The 18,628-nt window shown below is 54.8% G+C and carries 16 protein-coding genes; 9 read left to right on the forward strand and 7 right to left on the reverse strand.

What is annotated here, in order from left to right:
- Window positions 1-132 precede the first annotated feature (132 nt).
- Window positions 133-867, reverse strand: a complete 735-nt coding sequence (trmH, locus tag DOQ08_RS06655; RefSeq protein ID WP_114334131.1) for a tRNA (guanosine(18)-2'-O)-methyltransferase TrmH — start codon at window positions 865-867, stop codon at window positions 133-135.
- Window positions 868-1,213: 346 nt separating this feature from the next.
- Between trmH and miaB the strand changes: the two genes are divergently transcribed.
- From miaB to lnt, 5 genes are all read left to right on the forward strand, one after another.
- Window positions 1,214-2,560, forward strand: a complete 1,347-nt coding sequence (gene miaB / locus DOQ08_RS06660) for a tRNA (N6-isopentenyl adenosine(37)-C2)-methylthiotransferase MiaB (RefSeq protein WP_114334132.1) — start codon at window positions 1,214-1,216, stop codon at window positions 2,558-2,560.
- A gap of 433 nt (window positions 2,561-2,993) precedes the next feature.
- Window positions 2,994-3,980, forward strand: coding sequence for a PhoH family protein (locus DOQ08_RS06665; RefSeq protein ID WP_114334133.1), 987 nt, complete (start codon window positions 2,994-2,996; stop codon window positions 3,978-3,980).
- A complete protein-coding gene (gene ybeY, locus DOQ08_RS06670; protein WP_114334134.1) occupies window positions 3,977-4,450 on the forward strand; it encodes an rRNA maturation RNase YbeY in 474 nt (157 codons plus the stop codon). The genes DOQ08_RS06665 and ybeY overlap by 4 nt, the downstream gene beginning before the upstream one ends.
- Window positions 4,447-5,292 (forward strand): HlyC/CorC family transporter, encoded by an 846-nt coding sequence (locus tag DOQ08_RS06675; RefSeq protein WP_114334135.1) that lies wholly within the window; start codon window positions 4,447-4,449, stop codon window positions 5,290-5,292. The genes ybeY and DOQ08_RS06675 overlap by 4 nt, the downstream gene beginning before the upstream one ends.
- Before the next feature lie 61 nt (window positions 5,293-5,353).
- Entirely contained in the window at window positions 5,354-6,829 is a 1,476-nt protein-coding gene (gene lnt, locus DOQ08_RS06680) for an apolipoprotein N-acyltransferase (RefSeq protein WP_406565354.1), read from the forward strand.
- Between the two features lie 3 nt (window positions 6,830-6,832).
- Here lnt and DOQ08_RS06685 read toward each other — a convergent pair whose 3' ends face one another.
- Window positions 6,833-7,387, reverse strand: a complete 555-nt coding sequence (locus DOQ08_RS06685; RefSeq protein WP_114334137.1) for a zinc ribbon-containing protein — start codon at window positions 7,385-7,387, stop codon at window positions 6,833-6,835.
- Between the two features lie 153 nt (window positions 7,388-7,540).
- On the opposite strand from DOQ08_RS06685, the gene leuS reads away from it, so the two are divergent.
- The 4 genes from leuS (at window position 7,541) to DOQ08_RS06705 (ending at window position 12,615) form a co-directional block, all read left to right on the forward strand.
- Window positions 7,541-10,126 (forward strand): leucine--tRNA ligase, encoded by a 2,586-nt coding sequence (leuS, locus tag DOQ08_RS06690; RefSeq protein WP_114334710.1) that lies wholly within the window; start codon window positions 7,541-7,543, stop codon window positions 10,124-10,126.
- Window position 10,127: 1 nt separating this feature from the next.
- A complete protein-coding gene (locus DOQ08_RS06695; protein ID WP_114334138.1) occupies window positions 10,128-10,706 on the forward strand; it encodes an LPS-assembly lipoprotein LptE in 579 nt (192 codons plus the stop codon).
- Window positions 10,703-11,710 (forward strand): DNA polymerase III subunit delta, encoded by a 1,008-nt coding sequence (gene holA / locus DOQ08_RS06700; protein WP_114334139.1) that lies wholly within the window; start codon window positions 10,703-10,705, stop codon window positions 11,708-11,710. Before DOQ08_RS06695 ends, holA begins: the two co-directional genes overlap by 4 nt.
- 269 nt (window positions 11,711-11,979) lie before the next feature.
- Window positions 11,980-12,615: an endonuclease gene (locus DOQ08_RS06705; RefSeq protein ID WP_114334140.1), complete on the forward strand. Its 636-nt coding sequence runs from the start codon at window positions 11,980-11,982 to the stop codon at window positions 12,613-12,615.
- A gap of 212 nt (window positions 12,616-12,827) precedes the next feature.
- Here the strand turns inward: DOQ08_RS06705 and DOQ08_RS06710 are convergent, their stop codons facing one another.
- From DOQ08_RS06710 to bioD, 5 genes are all read right to left on the reverse strand, one after another.
- The gene (locus tag DOQ08_RS06710; protein ID WP_114334141.1) at window positions 12,828-14,618 is read right to left on the reverse strand and encodes an acyl-CoA dehydrogenase C-terminal domain-containing protein; all 1,791 of its coding nucleotides are present in this window, start codon (window positions 14,616-14,618) and stop codon (window positions 12,828-12,830) included.
- Window positions 14,619-14,845: 227 nt separating this feature from the next.
- Window positions 14,846-16,645 carry an acyl-CoA dehydrogenase C-terminal domain-containing protein gene (locus tag DOQ08_RS06715; protein WP_114334142.1) on the reverse strand — a complete coding sequence of 600 codons (1,800 nt, stop codon included), beginning with the start codon at window positions 16,643-16,645 and terminating at the stop codon, window positions 14,846-14,848.
- 244 nt (window positions 16,646-16,889) lie between these two features.
- Window positions 16,890-17,609, reverse strand: a complete 720-nt coding sequence (locus DOQ08_RS06720) for a putative metalloprotease CJM1_0395 family protein (protein ID WP_206074800.1) — start codon at window positions 17,607-17,609, stop codon at window positions 16,890-16,892.
- A gap of 16 nt (window positions 17,610-17,625) precedes the next feature.
- Window positions 17,626-17,871 carry a flagellar basal body rod C-terminal domain-containing protein gene (locus DOQ08_RS06725; protein ID WP_114334144.1) on the reverse strand — a complete coding sequence of 82 codons (246 nt, stop codon included), beginning with the start codon at window positions 17,869-17,871 and terminating at the stop codon, window positions 17,626-17,628.
- Between the two features lie 51 nt (window positions 17,872-17,922).
- On the reverse strand, window positions 17,923-18,627 hold the full coding sequence (gene bioD, locus DOQ08_RS06730) for a dethiobiotin synthase (protein WP_114334145.1): 705 nt from the start codon (window positions 18,625-18,627) through the stop codon (window positions 17,923-17,925).
- Window position 18,628 lies beyond the last annotated feature (1 nt).

Consider the following 18,628-nt stretch of genomic DNA (forward strand, 5'->3'; position numbering starts at 1 on the left):
GGGTTGCGGGGTGAGGATTCTTTTTTCCTTGGAAAAAAGAATCCTCACCCCACACCGACAGAACTTTTTGGGATACTGATTTAAAGAGAAATATTATAAACAGAACTTTTTTTGCGTTGGCTTCGCTGCTGCTTACTCTTCTGTTAATGGCTCTTTTTCATCGTCCCATCTGGGGCGGTTGGCTCTTAGTTTTCTGACTTCTTGCATCCAGCCTACGCCGTCTATCAGATCCCCAGTTTCGTGGTCTATCGGTGGGTACGGAAGGTTTCGGTCGTCGCAGTATCGTTTAACCGTGGGCTGGCACCAGGAGAACAGCAGGCGGTTGTATTCATCCTCCGGCATCCGCCGCTGGTCAAACATTCCTGCCAGTTTCCGCTGCCGCTGGGCTTCGGAGAGGATGATTGAACAAGCTGCCGATACGTTCAGTGATTCCACCATACCCATCATCGGCACCACAATGTGTTCATCTGCCTGCTCGGCTGTAACGGGGTTCACCCCATCCACTTCATTGCCCATCACGATCGTACAGGGCACGGTGAAGTCCACGTCCCGAAAATCAACCGCTCGGTCTGACAGCTGCGCGGCGTAGATTTTGTGCCCCTGCCCTTTCAACTCGGCCACGGCGTCTTTCATGGTCGGGTGGGTGTGGGTGGTGACCCAGTGATAGCTGCCACCGGCGGTTTTCCTGAACGCCCGAAAACCTTCTTTCGGCCATACCACGTGCATATTGGCCAGGCCGAAGGCGTCGCAGGAACGGATAATCGCGGAGAGATTTCTGGGTTTGTGCACCTGATCGGTCAGCACCCGAAGGTCTGGTTGGCGGGTGTCGAGGATGTGTTTGATTCGAGCGAGGCGTTCGGGGGTCATGTTTAAAATTTCGTTCAGTTTACGGAGCGATCAAATGTCGTAAGGACTCCAGCTCCAACAGTTAGAGAAGGCTTTTGGCGGAGGCTTTCCAAAAATGTGCGGAGCCATGGATGGCGGAGCAGAAGCGCCACATGGATGTGCCGCCAGGAGCGGTTTTTGGAAAGCCTCCGCCAAAAACCTTCATGCACAGCACATGAAGGCCGCAAATAATAGCACAGTGTTAGGTAAGGAATACCGAGACAACGGTGGTTGAAGTTTAATCACACCGGTATAATGTGCCGTCCAATTTTTGCCAGCGCCAAAAACACCACATCCGGCGCAACATACACCAAACCGCGTGAGACCCATGGCCAAGAAGCTGTACATCAAAACCCACGGCTGCCAAATGAACGAGTACGACTCCGCCCGCATGGCAGACCTACTCAAAACTGGCGAGCCCGTCGAAATGACCGACTCACCAGAGGACGCCGACATCCTGCTGCTGAACACCTGCTCCATCCGGGAAAAAGCCCAGGAAAAAGTATTTCACCAACTCGGCCGTTGGAAAAAGCTCAAAAGCAACAAACCCGACACCATCATCGGCGTCGGTGGCTGCGTAGCGAGTCAGGAAGGTCAGGCGATCATCGACCGGGCTCCCTTTGTCGATATGGTCTTCGGCCCGCAAACCCTGCACCGCCTGCCAGACATGATCACCGAAGTGCGCGCCAAAGGTAATGGCGTTGGCGTGGTTGACGTTAGCTTCCCGGAAATCGAAAAATTCGACAACCTGCCAGACCCCGGCGCAGACGGCCCGTCCGCGTTTGTTTCTATCATGGAAGGCTGCAGCAAGTACTGCACCTTCTGCGTAGTGCCTTATACCCGTGGCGAAGAAGTCAGCCGCCCAGTGGATGATGTGATTGCAGAGGTTGCTCACCTGGCCAGTCAGGGCGTGCGTGAGGTTAACCTGCTGGGCCAGAACGTAAATGCTTATCGCGGCGAAACCCACGATGGCGATGTGATGGACATGGCGGAGCTGGTCGAAATGATCGCCACCATCGATGGCATCGACCGCATCCGATATACCACCTCCCACCCGGTGGAGTTCAGCGATTCGCTGATCGAAGTGTATGAACGGGTACCCGAGCTGGTTAGCCACCTGCACTTGCCGGTACAAAGCGGTTCCGATCGCATTCTGGCGGCCATGAAGCGTGGCCACACCGCGTTGGAGTACAAATCCAAGCTGCGCCGTTTGCGAAAGATTCGCCCGGACATCAGTTTCTCTTCTGATTTCATTATTGGCTTCCCCGGCGAAACCGACAAAGATTTCGAGGACACCATGAAGCTGATCAACGACATCGGTTTCGATATGTCGTTCAGTTTCATTTACAGCGCCCGTCCGGGTACGCCGGCAGCCGACCTGCCTGACGATACGCCGATGGAAGTGAAGAAGCAGCGTCTGAAGATTCTGCAGGATCGCATTAACCAGACGGTGATGGACATCAGCCGCAAGATGGTAGGCTCCACTCAGCGCATTCTGGTTACCGGGCTTTCGAAGAAAGATCCTGGCGAGTATTCAGGCCGTACCGAAAACAACCGGATTGTAAACTTCCGTCACGACAACCCAGAGATCGTTGGGCACTTTGTCGATGTGGAGATTGTCGAAGCCTACGCGAACTCTTTGCGTGGTAAGCCTGTGGATTCGGCGATGTACTAAATTTTGGCCGCCATGTGATGTTAGTGCGGTGATGGGAGGCGGGCCGGATGGGCCTCCCAAAAACCGCTACGAGCACATCCATGTGCGCTTCTCTCCGGCCATCCATGGCCTACGAAATTTTTGGGAGGCCCATCCGACCCACCTCCTTCTAACTTCACAGCGGCATTCAAGAAAATTAACGATGTAAACTCATCAAAATTGAATCCGCCAACACTTGTTTTTTCACTATCGGGCCTGCACATTATTTGAGCGGTTCAGGATTGGTAAGGCTTTCCAAAAATCTGGAGCGCCAAGGATGGCGCGACGAAGCCCTACAGGGACGTATTTACGTGGCGTTTTTTGGAAAGCCTTACCAACCCTGAGCCAATTCACATACATAGAAATGCTAACTCCCCATAAAAATCGAGAGGGAGTAAACCAATACGGAGTAAGATTGAACACTCAAGACAGCAGACAATTTGACCTGCACCCCGTAGACCAGCGAAGACTCACCACGCTGTGCGGGCAATTTGATGAACACCTGAAGATGATCGAAAAGCGACTGCAGGTGAAAGTCGGCCGTCGCGGCCACCACTTCCGGGTTGAGGGGCCAACTGAAAACGTTGCTGCCGCCACCGAAGTCATTCGCCATATGTACCGGGAAACCGAAGCCGTGGACGATATCCCGCCGGATACCGTGCACCTGTTCATTCGAGAAACCGGGCTGGAAAGACTGCCAGATGACGTGCCATACAACGAAGGGCAAATTACCGTCATCAAAACCCCCAAGCTGACCGCCAAGCCCCGGGGCCAGAACCAGCAGAAATATGTGCACAGCGTTCGCACCCACGACATCAACTTCGGCATTGGGCCTGCAGGTACCGGTAAAACCTGGCTGGCTGTTGCCTGTGCCGTGGAAGCGCTGAAAGATGAGCAGGTTAAGCGCATTTTGCTGGTACGCCCCGCAGTCGAAGCCGGTGAAAAGCTGGGCTTTCTGCCGGGTGATCTTGCACAGAAGGTGGACCCTTACCTGCGCCCGCTGTACGACGCGCTTTACGAAATGCTCGGGTTTGAACAAACCACCCGGTTGATCGAGAAAAGCGTGATCGAGATTGCGCCGCTGGCGTTTATGCGTGGCCGTACACTCAATAACTCTTTTATTATTCTGGATGAAAGCCAGAACACCACCCGGGAACAAATGAAAATGTTCCTCACCCGTATCGGCTTTGGCTCTACCGCGGTGATCACCGGCGATACCACGCAGGTGGATTTGCCGCGCGGTCAGGATTCGGGGCTTATTCATGCTGCCAGCGTCCTGAGCAACGTGCGAGGCATCGGGTTTACCCGTTTCGAATCAAAAGACGTGGTTCGCCACCCCTTGGTTCAGCGTATCGTTGAAGCTTATGATTCCTTCAACGATGGAAGTGGTCCGCGCACATGAGTTCATTGACGGTCGATTTCCAGAATGCCTTTGAAGGCGAAGGCCTGCCCAACGAGGCCAGTTTTCAAACCTGGGCTGAGCTTGCCTGGCAGGGCGAGTCGGATTCAGAGGTTACAATCCGCATCGTTGACGTGGAAGAGAGCCAATCTCTGAACTTTCAGTACCGTGGAAAGGACAAACCCACCAATGTTTTGTCCTTTCCATTTGAAGCACCAGCGGGTATAACATTTCCTCTGGCCGGAGATCTCGTTATTTGTGCGCCGGTTGTTGAAAAAGAAGCCCGGGAGCAGCATAAAGAACCTGTGGCCCACTGGGCTCACATGGTCATACACGGCATGCTGCATCTTCAGGGCTACGACCATATTGAAGACAGTGACGCCGAGGTTATGGAAGGCCTCGAAATCCAGCTGCTTGAGCAGCTCGGGTTTGCTAACCCTTACGAAGCAGAGGAAACGGAAAAAGACTCATGAGCGACGATCAGTCGAGTCGCAGTCAGGGCAACAAGTCCTGGCTGGAGCGTATTTCACAGGCCTTTTCCAGTGGGCCGGAGTCCGTAGAGGACGTACTGGAAATCCTGAGGGATGCAGAATCCCAGGAAATCATCGATACCGATTCAATGAGTATCATTGAAGGTGCGATGCAAGTGATTGATATGCGTGTGGAAGAAATTATGATTCCACGCTCTCAGATGATCACCGTCAAAGCCTCTCAGGACCCCAAAGAGTTCCTTCCCGATATCATCGCTTCTGCTCACAGTCGCTTTCCGGTAATTGGTGAAAGCCCTGATGACGTTCTCGGTGTACTGCTGGCCAAAGATTTATTGCCGCTGGCCCTGGACGATAATCTGGATTGGTCCCACATTCGCGGCATACTTCGTCCGCCAACCTTTGTGCCTGAGAGCAAGCGCCTGAACCAGCTGCTCAAAGAGTTCAAAGAAAACCGCAACCACATGGCAATGGTGGTCGATGAGTACGGCGGAACGGCCGGCCTGATCACCATTGAGGATGTTCTTGAGCAGATTGTGGGCGAAATCGAAGACGAGCATGACTTCGACGAAGAAACCCACATCAAGGCCCGAGGCGATGGCACCTATGCGGTAAAAGCTGTTACTCCGATTGATGATTTCAACGAATTCTTCGAAACCGGCATGGACGAAGAAGAGTTCGACACCATCGGTGGATTGGTTCTGAAAGAGTTTGGCCACCTGCCCAGACGCGGTGAAACGGTTGAATTCGGCGGCTTGCAGTTTACCATTGCCAACGCCGATAACCGTGTCATCCGTTTGCTGCAGGTAACCCGAAGTGACTCATGAGCCAACCCTAAGCCACCCGCTAAACCTCAAGTTTACAGCCAACCCCTGGTTCAGCTCGGCGATCCTTCTGATCGCCGGCGCTGTTCAAACGCTGACGTTTTCGCCGTTCCATCTTTGGTGGCTTGGGCCCCTGTCCGCGTTTCTGATTCTATTGGTTGCGTTGAATCAACCGTCTGAAAAACTGTTCCGCGCAGGCTGGTTAGTGGGGCTAGGTTTGTTTGGCTCCGGCGCCAGCTGGATCTACATCAGCATCAGCGAGCACGGCAACACGCCTATCCCGGTCGCTGTTATTTTAATGGTGTTGTTTGTAGCGGGCCTCGCCTTGTTCCATGGACTGGCGTTCTGGTTCTGGGGCAAGCTTGCAAAACAAAATCTGATCCGCCGCCTGATCTTGTTCCCCGCTATTTGGGTGCTCGGCGACTGGTTACGAGGCTGGCTGCTCACCGGCTTCCCTTGGCTCTATCTGGGCACCGCCCACACCGACGGCCCTCTTGCGGGCCTCGCGCCACTGACCGGCGTTCACGGAATCACCTTCTGGGTAACCGCCACAGCCGCTGCTGCCTATGCATTCTGGTGGTTGCTACGAGCCGGCCGCACTAAAGCCGCTGTAGCGACGATCGTCGTTGCGATCTTGCCTTGGGGTATTGCACCCGCACTGAACCAAATCGATTGGACCGAGATCGGTGATGAACCCGTCAGTTTTGTCACCATGCAGGGCAACATTCCTCAACAGATCAAATGGGACCCGGACTTCCTTCGGGACCAGATCGTCACTTACCTCGGAATGACTGAAGAGCATTGGCAAGCCGACATCATCCTTTGGCCCGAAACAGCCATTCCGATCCCCCAGGACCAGGCTGGCCCCATCATCGCCCACATTCAGGAACGACTGGGCGAGAGCAGCACACTGATCACTGGAATTCCCTGGTATGGCTACAGCGAAAAGAAAGCCGGCAATACCTTCCACAACAGCATCATGGCGATGGGTAACGGTGAAGGCATTTATCACAAACAGAAACTGGTGCCATTCGGGGAATATGTTCCATTGGAAGGACTGCTTAGAGGCCTGATCGGCTTTTTCGATCTCCCGATGAGCAGCTTTTCCCCCGGCCCGGACAACCAGTCGCCGTTGCAGGCCAATGGCACCAATGTGATGCCGTACATTTGTTACGAGGTAGCTTACCCGGATTTTGTGGCCTTCAATGCCCGCAACTCCGGGCTGTTGCTGACCATCAGTAACGATGGCTGGTTCGGCGATTCCATCGGCCCGCTGCAACACTTGCAGCTAGCCCGAATGCGCGCACTGGAAACCGGCCGCTATATGCTCCGTGGCACCAACAACGGCGTTACCACCATCATCAATGAAAAAGGCCAGATGACGGAACGTGTTCCGCAGTTCAAGCGGACCGTTCTGACTGGAGAGGTGTTCACAGCCACCGGCAGCACCCCATACATGCAAACCGGCTCTTGGCCGGTGCTCACGTTGGCGTTGGTGCTCATCGTTTTCGTTCGTGAACGTGTGATACCGAAAACCTGACCCTCAGTCCTTGTCAGCCCTGTTTGGCCAGCGGCTCGTCACCCGCTCAAAATAGTGGGAGTCGCACGCCTCACAGGGCTCAAGATGACTGGTTTTAGTCAGGCACAACATGTGACTGCAATTCAGGCACCGAAACATCCCTGCCGTAGCCACTTCCCCCGCAATGTACTGCCCTACTTCCTCGTTTTCGAGTTTCTGCTTCAATGCCAGGGTGTCCACCAGAGTCTGGTCCGCCACTGATAACAGTCGATCGGTCAGGGTCTGCTCCAGCAAGGAAATATCCAGTTGCAGCCATTCCTTCAAGCCTTCGCCGGTTTCTTCGACAAAGTGCATCAGGTGCTCCAGATCTCGCTTCAGGTAAGCACCCAATAAATCGGCCTCTTCGCGAGTCATTTCCTCCAGTTCGTATTCGAACTCGACGGCTTTCTGAACCTCTTCTTCCAGTGTCTGCATGGAGGTTTCCTGGAACACATGCAAACGGGACTGCACACGCTCAAGCATTCTGTCATAGGCTTCTAAAGCCTTACCGGAAAGATGATTGCGCTCTGGTTCTGTCATGTTCGACCTCTCATCTGTGGAAAAACCCCAACAATAGGAAGTCTGGCACAAGTACGACAAATTGGCAGACTACCTGTTAAGCCGCGGGTGCGTTAGAATGTTCGGCCTTTTCGAACATCATTCTGACACAGGGTAATTTTGGTAATGGCAGGACTGGACGAGCAATACAATCCACGCGATGTAGAACAGACCGCCCGTGACTTCTGGGAAACAAACGAAACCTTCAAGGTTGTAGAAGATCCGAGCAAGCCCAAGTACTACTGCCTGTCTATGTTCCCGTACCCGAGCGGCAAACTGCACATGGGCCATGTACGCAACTACACCATCGGCGACGTGATCTCCCGCTACCAGCGCATGCAGGGCAAAAACGTTATGCAGCCCATGGGCTGGGATGCGTTCGGCCTACCCGCTGAAAACGCCGCCATTGCCAACAAAACAGCGCCTGCCAAGTGGACCCGTTCGAACATCGAATACATGAAGAATCAGCTCAAGCAGCTGGGCTTCGGTTACGACTGGGGCCGCGAACTGGCCACCTGTGATCCTGAATACTATCGCTGGGAACAGTGGTTCTTTGCCCGCCTTTACGAGAAAGGCCTGGTGTACAAAAAAATGTCCACCGTTAACTGGGACCCTGTTGACCAGACCGTACTGGCCAACGAGCAGGTTGTAGATGGCCGCGGCTGGCGTTCCGGTGCACTGGTTGAGCAGAAGAAAATTCCCCAGTGGTTCATCCGCATTACCGATTACGCGGAAGAGCTGCTGAACGATATGGACGACCTCGACGGCTGGCCCGAGCAGGTCAAGACCATGCAGCGCAACTGGATCGGTAAATCCACCGGTACCGAGCTGACTTTCCCGCTGAAAAATCGTGAGGACGGCCTGACCGTCTACACCACCCGTCCGGACACCCTGATGGGCGTGAGCTACATGGCCGTTGCGGCCGAGCACCCACTGGCCAAAGCAGCCAGCGAGCGTCACCCGGATGTGGCCGAGTTTGTCGAGCAATGCCGTAACAGCAAAGTGGCTGAAGCTGAAATGGCCACTATGGAAAAGAAAGGCATCGACACCGGGTTCAAGGCCATTCATCCGCTGACTCAGGAAGAAATTCCGGTTTGGGTCGCCAACTTCGTGCTGATGGACTACGGCACCGGCGCCCTGATGGCGGTTCCTGGGCACGATGAGCGTGACCATGAGTTCGCGCTCAAATACAAGCTACCGGTCAAGCAAGTCATCGCCCCGAGCGATCACGAAGAGATCGACGTACAGGAAAAAGCGTACACAGAGAAAGGCATTCTGGTTTCCTCTGGCAAATACAGCGGCCTGACCAGCGACGAAGCTTTCGAAGAAATTGCGACCTTCCTGGAAGAAAACAACATTGGTAAGCGTACGGTGAACTACCGCCTGCGCGATTGGGGCGTTTCGCGCCAGCGTTACTGGGGCGCGCCCATTCCGATGATGACTCTGGAAGACGGTACCGAGATGCCGGTTCCGGACGATCGCCTGCCGGTACGCCTGCCGGAGGATGTGGAAATGGACGGTGTTCAGTCCCCTATCAAAGCTGATACCGAATGGTGCAAGACCGAGTTCAACGGTCAGCCCGCAACGCTGGAAACCGACACCTTCGACACCTTCATGGAGTCGTCCTGGTATTATGCCCGGTTCTGCAGCCCCAACTACGATCAGGGCATGCTGGACCCGGCCGCGGCCAACTACTGGCTGCCGGTAGACCAGTACATTGGCGGCATCGAACACGCCATCCTGCACCTGCTATACGCGCGTTTCTTCCATAAACTGCTGCGTGATGTCGGCCTGGTGGACAGCTCCGAGCCGTTCAAGCGCCTGCTCACCCAAGGCATGGTGCTGGCTGAAACCTATTACCGCAACGAAGACAACGGCGGTAAGTCCTGGTACAACCCATCCGAAGTCACTGTCGAACGCGACGGCAAAGGCCAGGTAGTGCGCGCGGTATTGAAGTCTGATGGGCAGCCGGTCGAGATTGGTGGCGTCACCAAGATGTCCAAGTCCAAGAACAACGGCATTGACCCGCAGTCGATCATCGATGAGCATGGCGCCGACACTGTTCGCTTGTTCATGATGTTTGCGGCTCCCCCGGAACAGTCTCTGGAGTGGTCTGACAGTGGCGTTGAAGGCGCTCACCGCTTCCTCAAGCGCCTCTGGCGTATCGTTCACGAGCACACCAGCAAGGGCGAAGCCCCGGCTCTGGACGTCGCGAGTCTGACGGATGCGCAGAAAGACCTGCGCCGCAAGACTCATGAAACCATTGCCAAAGTCAGCGATGACATCAGCCGCCGCCTGACCTTCAACACCTCCATTGCTGCAACGATGGAACTGTTGAACGAAGTCAGCAAACTTGGCGATGATGAACCGCAGAGTCGTGCGGTTCGCCAGGAAGCGCTGGATGTTGCGGTGCTGGTACTGTCACCGATCGTACCGCACATCTGCCACCAGCTCTGGCACGCACTTGGTCATAGCGAGACGGTGGTCGACGCAAGCTGGCCGGTGGCCGACGAGAGCGCTATGGTGCGCAGCGAGATCGAAGTGGTGCTGCAGGTCAATGGCAAGGTGCGCGCCAAGCAGAGCGTTCCGGCCGACATCAGCAAAGACGATCTCGAAAAGCTGGCGCTAGAGAACGAAAACGTACAGCGCTTCACGGAAGGCAAAACCGTTCGTAAAGTGATTGTTGTTCCCGGCAAGCTCGTAAACGTGGTAGCTAACTGATATGAGATGGGTGCCTCTGACACTGAAAACGCTTCGGTTGCCGCTTCTTGCGGCACTGACCGCCGCCGTCGTTTCCGGCTGTGGGTTTCAGCTACGGGGCACCTCGCCGGTACCGGCGGCGTTACAGCCGCTGGCCGTTGATTGTCCAAACGCCTTACCTGCCCGTTTCTGCGAGTCAGTTCGCGAGCAACTTTCATTGGGCGGTATTGAGCTGCAACCCAAAGAGTCAGCGGATTACGTGCTGACGCTTCGGGATTACAGTCAGGATCGTCGGGCCTCGGCCATCACCGCCCAGGCGTCTGCCGCCGAGTACATTCTGCGCCACAGTGTGACCATCGAATTACTCACGGCAAACCAAATCCCGCTCATCGCTGCGACGGATCTGACGGCTAGCGAAACATATCGCTACGATGAAACCAACGTACTCGCCAAGCAGCGAGAAGAAGAAGAACTGCAACAGCAACTCGGTGACCGACTCGCCCAACAGGTTATTTTCCGGTTAGTACCGATGACTCAAGAACGCATCGACGCGGCCCTCGAAGCTCACGCAGCCAACCAAAAGCCTTCCGAGTCGCCATGAAGATTCAAGCCGGCCAACTCCCTCAAACGTTAAAAAAGGGTCTTGCACCGGTTTACCTTGTCTCGGGCGATGAACCCCTGTTGGTTCAGGAATGCTGCGACCAAATACGCAAGGCCGCCAAGAGTGCGGGTTTTCATGACCGCTTGACCTACCACGCTGACCAACAACTGGACTGGGGCTCGGTGGCTAACGAATGCAATGCCATGTCTCTGTTTGCCGAGAAACGGCGCATCGAAATCCACTTGCCCACAGGCAAGCTCGGTGATGGCCGAAAGGTGATGGAGCAGATTCTCCAGTCCCCGCCTGAAGACGTTATCCTGCTGCTGATCAGCGCCAAACTTGATGCTGCGGAAACCAAGCGCAAGTGGTACAAAGATTTACAGGCCAATGGTGTGCATGTGCCAGTTTGGCCTGTCGATTCGGACAAATTTACCGGGTGGCTGCAACAGCGGGCCAGCAATCAGGGCTTGCACATTACCCGTGGCGCTTTGGCGATGTTGGCCGAACGCCTGGAAGGCAACCTGCTTGCCGCGAGCCAAGAGCTGGACCGACTGACCCTGCTGTCTGATGGCAAAACCATCGATGAAGAAACCATCGAGATGGCGGTACAAGACAGCGCCCGGTTCAACGGTTTCGAGCTGGTTACTGAACTGCTTGCCGGCAAAGCAGCACATGCTGGAAAGATCATCGGCATCCTGCAACAGGAAGGCGAAAATCCCCTGGGACTTTTGAGCGTATTGGTTCGTGACCTGCACCTGATCATCGAACTAAAAACAGCCTTACCCCCCGGCGATAATCCTTCAGGTTTTCTTAAAAAACGCGGGGTGTTCCAGCCCAAGCGCGCCGGTGCCATTCAACAGGCCGCGCGTCGGCTCAGCCTCGCGCAATTACACCGCGCCATTCAGCTATGCAGCACCACCGACCGAGCCGCCAAGGGTTACGGAGACTTGCCAGCCTGGCATCACCTCAGGGATTTATCTGCTCTGCTTGCCGGCGCCAGCTGATCCCACTTTCCAAAACACCGGTATACGACCTTTTCTGACGCCCCTGTCACGAATTACTACCGACCGCAACGTGCTGTCACTCTTAGCAATACGTGTAACAAACATACACATTAATCAGGCCAAACACGCTTCCAGCAAACTGCCACTGTGTCATACTTCACATTAATAAATGATCACACTGTCATAATTTCGGCGACCTGATCATTTAGCCATCAGCCAGTTCTCCAATTGGCCCAGGCACTCGATGTACGATGTGAGGCACAGGGACCATGAAAAAAACAATAGCCATACCCACGACACTTGCTATCGCCCTTTCAGCCGGCATGGTGATTGCTCAAAACACTCGGTTCAGTGACCCTGAATCGGTGGTGAAGAATGAGTTTTGGGGCAATCTCTATGCAAACGGCGGCTCGTCTTTTTTCTGTGACGAGCCGTTCAAGTCCAAAGGTTTTGTGATGACCGACGGGCATATTTATCCGCTCGCGGATATTCGCACCGCGCTGGACTGCGGAACGACATCTCAGTGCAAGCGCGACAATCGCTATCGCCAGATTGCGTCGGATTTACACAATATGGTGCCGGTTCGCAGCCGGGTGGAGTTGAAGCGGCGGACGGCTCGTTATGAGAATTTGAGTACGACTCTCGAGAGGGATGAGTGCGGTATTCGCACGAACAATCAGTTCTTTGAGCCGGCTGAGCGAATCAAGGGTGATGTAGCTCGCACGATGGCTTACATGGTGGAGACCTACGGCTTGCCGTGGCTGGGGGCGACTCCGGTGTTCCAGAGCTGGAGCCAGCTTGATCCGCCAGATGATAAGGAACTGACTAGGCACCGTCGAGTTGCAGAGATTCAGGGTAATGAGAATCCGTTCGTGACCAATCCGGACCTGATCAACCGCCTTTGATTTTAGCTTGCGAGTTCGCGAGGGCACGAGGTACAGCTCTCCGAAACACGCTGTGAATACGTCCTTGTACGCTCTGCTTCGCCATCCATGGCTTCGCAAGGTTTCGGAGAGCTGTACCTCGCACCCTCGCCCATACCGCGTTCTTTGCGCCCACAAAAAAAAAGCAGGCCACCAGGGCCTGCTTTTTCACTTTCTGAACTTACGAAATCGTTTTAGATTTCGTTAGCATCCAGCGCCATCATGGCATCGCTGCCACTGCGGATACCTTCAGCCAGTGACACAGCTTTCGGCAACAGACGCTCGAAGTAGAAACGTGCTGTTTTCAGCTTGCCGGTGTAGAAACCGGAAGTGTCGCCTTCTGCTTTCGGTGCAGCTGCTTTAACCGCTTTCGCCCACATGTAGGCCAGTGCGGTGTAACCGAACATGTCCAGGTAGTCCACTGCCGCAGCGCCGATGGCGTTGGGGTTTTCAGCAGCCTGCTTGATCACGTGTTCGGTGGTATCTGCCAGTCGCTCCAAGGAAGCCGCCAGCGGCTCCAGGTAGGGGCGCAAGGCTTCGTCACTGCTGTTTTCTTCGATGAATGCGCTTACATCTTCTGCGAAGAGTTCGAACAGCTTGCCCTGGCTTGCTACAACTTTACGGCCCATCAGGTCCATTGCCTGGATACCGTTGGTGCCTTCGTAGATCTGGGTGATGCGGCAGTCACGAACCAATTGCTCCTGGCCCCACTCACGGATGAAGCCGTGGCCACCGAAGACTTGCTGTCCGATGATGGTGGTTTCCAGACCACGGTCGGTCAGGAACGCTTTGGCAACCGGTGTCAGCAAAGCCACCATGCCTTCCGCGTGCTTGCGCTGTTCGTCGTTGTCGGAGTACTTGGAGATGTCCAACCACTTGGCCACGTAGGTGGAGAAAGCCCGACCGCCTTCAACGTAGCTCTTCATGGTCAAAAGCATGCGACGCACGTCTGGGTGGACCAGAATCGGGTCAGCGGCTTTTTCAGGCTGCTGGGCACCAGTCGGCGCACGGCTCTGGATACGCTCGTTGGCGTATTCACGAGCACTTTGCAGGGAGGCTTCCGCAGCACCAACACCCTGGATACCTACACCCAGACGCTCGTAGTTCATCATGGTGAACATGGCGTTCAGGCCTTTGTTTTCTTCGCCAACCAACCAGCCTTTGGCGCCGTCAAAGTTCATGACGCAGGTCGCGGAACCTTTGATGCCCATTTTCTTTTCAATGGAGCCACAGCTGAACTGGTTACGCTCACCCAAAGAACCGTCATCGTTAACCATGAACTTCGGAACCAGGAACAAGGAGATACCCTTCGGACCTTTAGGCGCATCCGGCAACTTGGCCAACACCAGGTGGATGATGTTCTCCGCCATGTCGTGCTCGCCCCAAGTGATGAAGATCTTGGTGCCAGTGATGTTAAAGGAGCCGTCGTCGTTTGGCTCAGCTTTGGTGCGGATGATACCCAGGTCAGTACCGGCGTGCGGCTCGGTCAGGTCCATCGCGCCAGACCAAACGCCGGAGTACATGTTCGGCAGGTACTTTTCTTTTAGTTCCTGGCTGCCGTGGGCGTTCAACGCCAGGCAGGCACCCGCTGTCAGCATGGGAGCCAGGCCAAAAGCCATGTTGGCACCCTGCATCATTTCTTCAAACTGTGCGACCAGAGTTTTTGGCATGCCCATGCCGCCGAATTCCGGATTACCGCCCAGTCCGTTCCATCCACCTTCTACGATGGTTTGGTAAGCTTCTTTGAAGCCTTCCGGGCTTGTCACTTCGCCTTCGTCCCACTTACAGCCTTGCTCGTCGGCTTCGCGGTTTAAAGGGGCCAGAACGCCGCTGGTGATTTTGCCAGCTTCTTCCAGAATGGCATCGGCCGTTTCCGGATCGACGTTTTCTGCAATTCTTGGCAGCGAGGCCCACAAAGCAGGCGCATCAAACATTTCGTTCAGCACGAAACTCATATCACGAAGGGGGGCTTGATAATCAGCCATGTATAACTCTCCAGAAAATCAGTCAGTCTCTTCGGGGGCACGCTTGAACTATGGCCTTCTGCGGAAGGCTCAGCTATATGCGCCCGATCGGCAATGTGTCCATATAAAGGTTATTATTCTGTGGTGGGTATTCTACCTTAATACCGACCTCAAACTCATGAAAAAAGCCCGCCTCTTCACAGAGAACGGGCTTTTTTTGCACTATCAATCAGATAGCAACCTCAGCCTTAAAGGGCGAAGTTTTCTTCCGGCATATCCAGCAGAGTGTCTGCACCGGCCAACATGGTTGCTGCGTGAGTCTTGGTACGCGGCAGCATGCGGGTGAAGTAGAAACGTGCAGTCTGCAGCTTGGCAGTGTAGAACGCTTCTTCAGTGGTGCCTTCTTCCAGCTTTTCCTGAGCAACCTTGGCCATTTGGGCCCACAGGTATGCAAACACGGCGTAGCCGGAGTACATCAGGTAGTCAACGGAAGCAGAACCCACTTCTTCACGGTTCTTCATAGCGGCCATGCCCACTTTCATGGTCAGGTCGCCCCACTCTTTGTTGATCGCTGCCAGCGGCTCGATGAACTGCTTCAGCTGCTCGTTGTCGGCATTTTCTTTGCAGAATACGTGCACCTGCTTGGTGAAGGTCTTCAGAGACTCGCCCTGAGTCATCAGAACCTTACGGCCCAACAAGTCCAGCGCCTGAATACCGGTAGTGCCTTCGTAAATCATGCCGATACGGGCATCACGTACGTTCTGCTCCATGCCCCATTCGGAGATGAAACCGTGGCCACCGAATACCTGCATACCCAGGTTTGCAGCTTCGTAACCGATTTCGGTCAGGAACGCTTTGGCGATCGGGGTCAGGAAGCCCAGCGCTTCATCGGCTGTTTTGCGCTCTTCGTCCGTCTTGCCACGAGCGACCAGATCGGCCTTCTGCGCAGTCAGGTAAATCAGAGCACGAGCACCTTCAGCTACCGCTTTCTGAGTCAGCAGCATGCGACGCACGTCAGGGTGAACGATGATCGGGTCGGCAATGCCTTCCGGGTTCTTCGCGCCGCTCAGTGAACGCATCGCCAGACGGTCTTTGGCGTAAGCCAGTGAACCCTGGAATGCCAGCTCGGCAGCACCCAGACCCTGGATAGCCGTACCGATACGGGCGGTGTTCATGAAGGTGAACATGCAGTTCAGACCTTTGTTCTCAGGTCCGATCAACCAGCCTTTGGCACCGTCGAAGTTCATCACGCAAGTCGCGTTACCGTGGATACCCATCTTGTGCTCGATGGAACCACAAGAAACAGCGTTACGCTCACCGGCAGAACCGTCTTCATTCGGCAGGCACTTGGGTACGATAAACAGGGAGATGCCCTTGGTACCTTCAGGTGCGCCCGGCAGACGAGCCAGAACGATGTGAACGATGTTCTCGGTCATGTCGTGCTCACCGGCAGAGATAAAGATCTTGGTGCCGGAGATGCTGTAAGAACCGTCAGCGTTAGGCTCTGCTTTGGTACGCAAGGTGCCCAGGTCAGAACCACAGTGAGCTTCGGTCAAGCACATGGTGCCGGTCCACTCACCGCTGATCATTTTGGTCAGGTAAGTCTGCTTCTGCTCTTCAGTACCGTGCGCTTCCAGAGTGTTGATCGCACCGTGGCTCAGGCCCGGGTACATGCCCCAAGACCAGTTTGCGGTACCGTTCAGCTCGCTCATCACGATGCCGAGGGAATCAGGCAGGCCCTGGCCGCCGTAGTTAGCGTCAGCCGCCAGTGATGGCCAACCGCCTTCTACGTACTTATCGTAAGCTTCTTTGAAGCCAGTCGGCGTTTTAACGCCGTCTTCGCTCCAGGTACAACCTTCACGGTCACCTACCGCGTTCAGCGGAGACAGTACCTGTTCAGCAAACTTCGCACCTTCCTGGATGATGGCATCAACCATATCCGGAGTTGCGTCTTCAGCGCCTTCCAAATTGGCGTAGTGGGTCTCGCTGTCGAGCAGCTCGTTCATTACAAATTTGATATCACGCAGGGGCGCTTTGTACTCAGGCATTGAATCCACCTCAATGTTGGTTGCAGCTGAAGTTGTTGCAGCTATACCGTGGTTTGCTCAGACACCATGAAGCTTGCGCTTCACAGCCTTAATTAAACACTTGTTTGAAACATACGTTTTGGAGCACAGAATTGTCAAGAGAATTGCGTCAATTTTGTCGTGCTTTGTGTTCTCAAACGTAACAAAAACAGATCAGAAAACCCGATATGCCTTTCGCGTTCAGGGTCTTAACGTGAGGAAGGAATCACACAAAAATTGAAGTGGCAGAATCCGAGTCAAACCCGTAACCCTGCATAGCGGACACATTTTGATAGGCTTCTGTGGCTTGACGCGACGGGGTGTCTTGGGCATTTCGATCTTGCCCGACCTCATCAGAACCGCCGTCGATATTGGCGTTCTCGTTGTCACCACTACTCAGCTCTACCTGAGCCTGCAACATGGTTTGCATCGCTTGCGCGGCCACCGCACGATCCTGTGATGAGGGTTGTGCTGGTGCCATAGCGGCAGCACGAACAACGCGCATTTTCTCGATCGTTGCCTGAGGATCTCCGGCCACCGGAGAGACATCAATGGGCACTTCGCCCCCGACTGCGTATTGAGCGCCATCGGGGCCACGTTCATAGGAATAGGAAATAGCTCCGGCGTGCTGCCCACCCACCGCTTGGTGCGCAGCCTCGTGAGCACGAACCTCACGATCGCGGGCTTTGAGTTCGGAGAGCTCTTTCAGCTCGGACTCGGTCAACCCTTGGGGATTCTCTGTTTCTTGCCTTGGGTTTTCGCTCGATGAGCCTGCGGATTTATCCTCGGAGGTTTGCTCCGGAGCCCGCACCGCCGCTCCTTCACCGCTCGGGGATGCTTCCCCCGGCACGTTTGAAGAGCCCGTGACCGCAGGGCCAACAGACCCGGCCCCTGAGACACTGCCCAAAGACGGGAAAACAGAAGAAACTGAGGGAGATATGTTCACGGGCAATATCCGCAGCTCAGACCATGATGTCCAGCAGAGTGCCTATCGTCTCATCCGCCGTTTTAACAACTTGCGCCGAAGCCTCGACACTTCGCTTGTAAAGATTCAGCTCAATCATGGGCTCAGCAAGATTGCCTGCGCCCTCTGCGCTGCCTTGCGGACCATCAACACCACCTCGCGCGATTTTTCGAGCGGCGTTATCCATCCCGGCCATGCCGTCCTGGATGCCCTGAATACCGATACCGAGAGTGTTATTGATCATGGAGGAGAGTCCCCGTGGCAGACAATTGACTCAATTAACGCATATATCTGGTCAATTTTCAAACAACGGAGACACATTTAGGTATCTGGCCAAAACGGCTGGCATATCGGCCACCGGCACCTCGTCAACATAGGGCAAAATACCCAAACAGGGCGCCTCAAGATGCGTGACCAAATAATTGAGGGTCTCTTCTTCACAACTCATCGGATCGGCTTCGGGGTGGTTTGCGACCCAACCAGCCACGGTTAAACCATCTGCACGAATAGCTTCTGCCGTCAGCATGGCATGATTGATACAGCCAAGCTTCAGCGGCACCACCATGATCACGCCCAAGCCCATCTCACGGGGCACCGACGCGTAGGTTTCGCGATCATTTAACGGCACCCGCCAACCTCCAGCCCCTTCGATAAGCATCACGTCCGCGGGTTGCATCTGCAGACCGCGACAAAAACCGATCAAACGCTGGGCACTGATCTGCTTACCCGCTTGAACCGCCGCGACATGAGGCGCAATCGCGGGCTCCAAGGCAACTGGATTAATCACATCGTAAGCAATGGACTCTGTGACTGCAGCTTGCAGCATCAGCGCATCTTCGTTCCGAAGCCCTTCCGGTGTTTGCTCACAACCAGAAGCAATCGGTTTCATGGCAATGGTGCGTTTACCCAGCGCCTTGGCGGCCTCGAGGATCGAAGCGCTGACGATGGTTTTGCCCACCTCTGTATCAGTGCCCGTTACGAAATACGTTTTCTTTGCCATG

The sequence above is a fragment of the Marinobacter litoralis genome (genome assembly GCF_003336705.1).
Taxonomy (GTDB): domain Bacteria; phylum Pseudomonadota; class Gammaproteobacteria; order Pseudomonadales; family Oleiphilaceae; genus Marinobacter; species Marinobacter litoralis.

What these genes read in the sequence shown, in the direction of transcription:
- trmH (WP_114334131.1), bottom strand. Translation starts at nt 867, where the DNA reads ATGACCCCCGAACGCCTCGCTCGAATCAAACACATCCTCGACACCCGC.
- miaB (WP_114334132.1), top strand. Translation starts at nt 1,214, where the DNA reads ATGGCCAAGAAGCTGTACATCAAAACCCACGGCTGCCAAATGAACGAG.
- ybeY (WP_114334134.1), top strand. Translation starts at nt 3,977, where the DNA reads ATGAGTTCATTGACGGTCGATTTCCAGAATGCCTTTGAAGGCGAAGGC.
- DOQ08_RS06675 (WP_114334135.1), top strand. Translation starts at nt 4,447, where the DNA reads ATGAGCGACGATCAGTCGAGTCGCAGTCAGGGCAACAAGTCCTGGCTG.
- DOQ08_RS06685 (WP_114334137.1), bottom strand. Translation starts at nt 7,387, where the DNA reads ATGACAGAACCAGAGCGCAATCATCTTTCCGGTAAGGCTTTAGAAGCC.
- DOQ08_RS06695 (WP_114334138.1), top strand. Translation starts at nt 10,128, where the DNA reads ATGAGATGGGTGCCTCTGACACTGAAAACGCTTCGGTTGCCGCTTCTT.
- holA (WP_114334139.1), top strand. Translation starts at nt 10,703, where the DNA reads ATGAAGATTCAAGCCGGCCAACTCCCTCAAACGTTAAAAAAGGGTCTT.
- DOQ08_RS06705 (WP_114334140.1), top strand. Translation starts at nt 11,980, where the DNA reads ATGAAAAAAACAATAGCCATACCCACGACACTTGCTATCGCCCTTTCA.
- DOQ08_RS06710 (WP_114334141.1), bottom strand. Translation starts at nt 14,618, where the DNA reads ATGGCTGATTATCAAGCCCCCCTTCGTGATATGAGTTTCGTGCTGAAC.
- DOQ08_RS06715 (WP_114334142.1), bottom strand. Translation starts at nt 16,645, where the DNA reads ATGCCTGAGTACAAAGCGCCCCTGCGTGATATCAAATTTGTAATGAAC.
- DOQ08_RS06725 (WP_114334144.1), bottom strand. Translation starts at nt 17,871, where the DNA reads ATGATCAATAACACTCTCGGTATCGGTATTCAGGGCATCCAGGACGGC.
- bioD (WP_114334145.1), bottom strand. Translation starts at nt 18,627, where the DNA reads ATGGCAAAGAAAACGTATTTCGTAACGGGCACTGATACAGAGGTGGGC.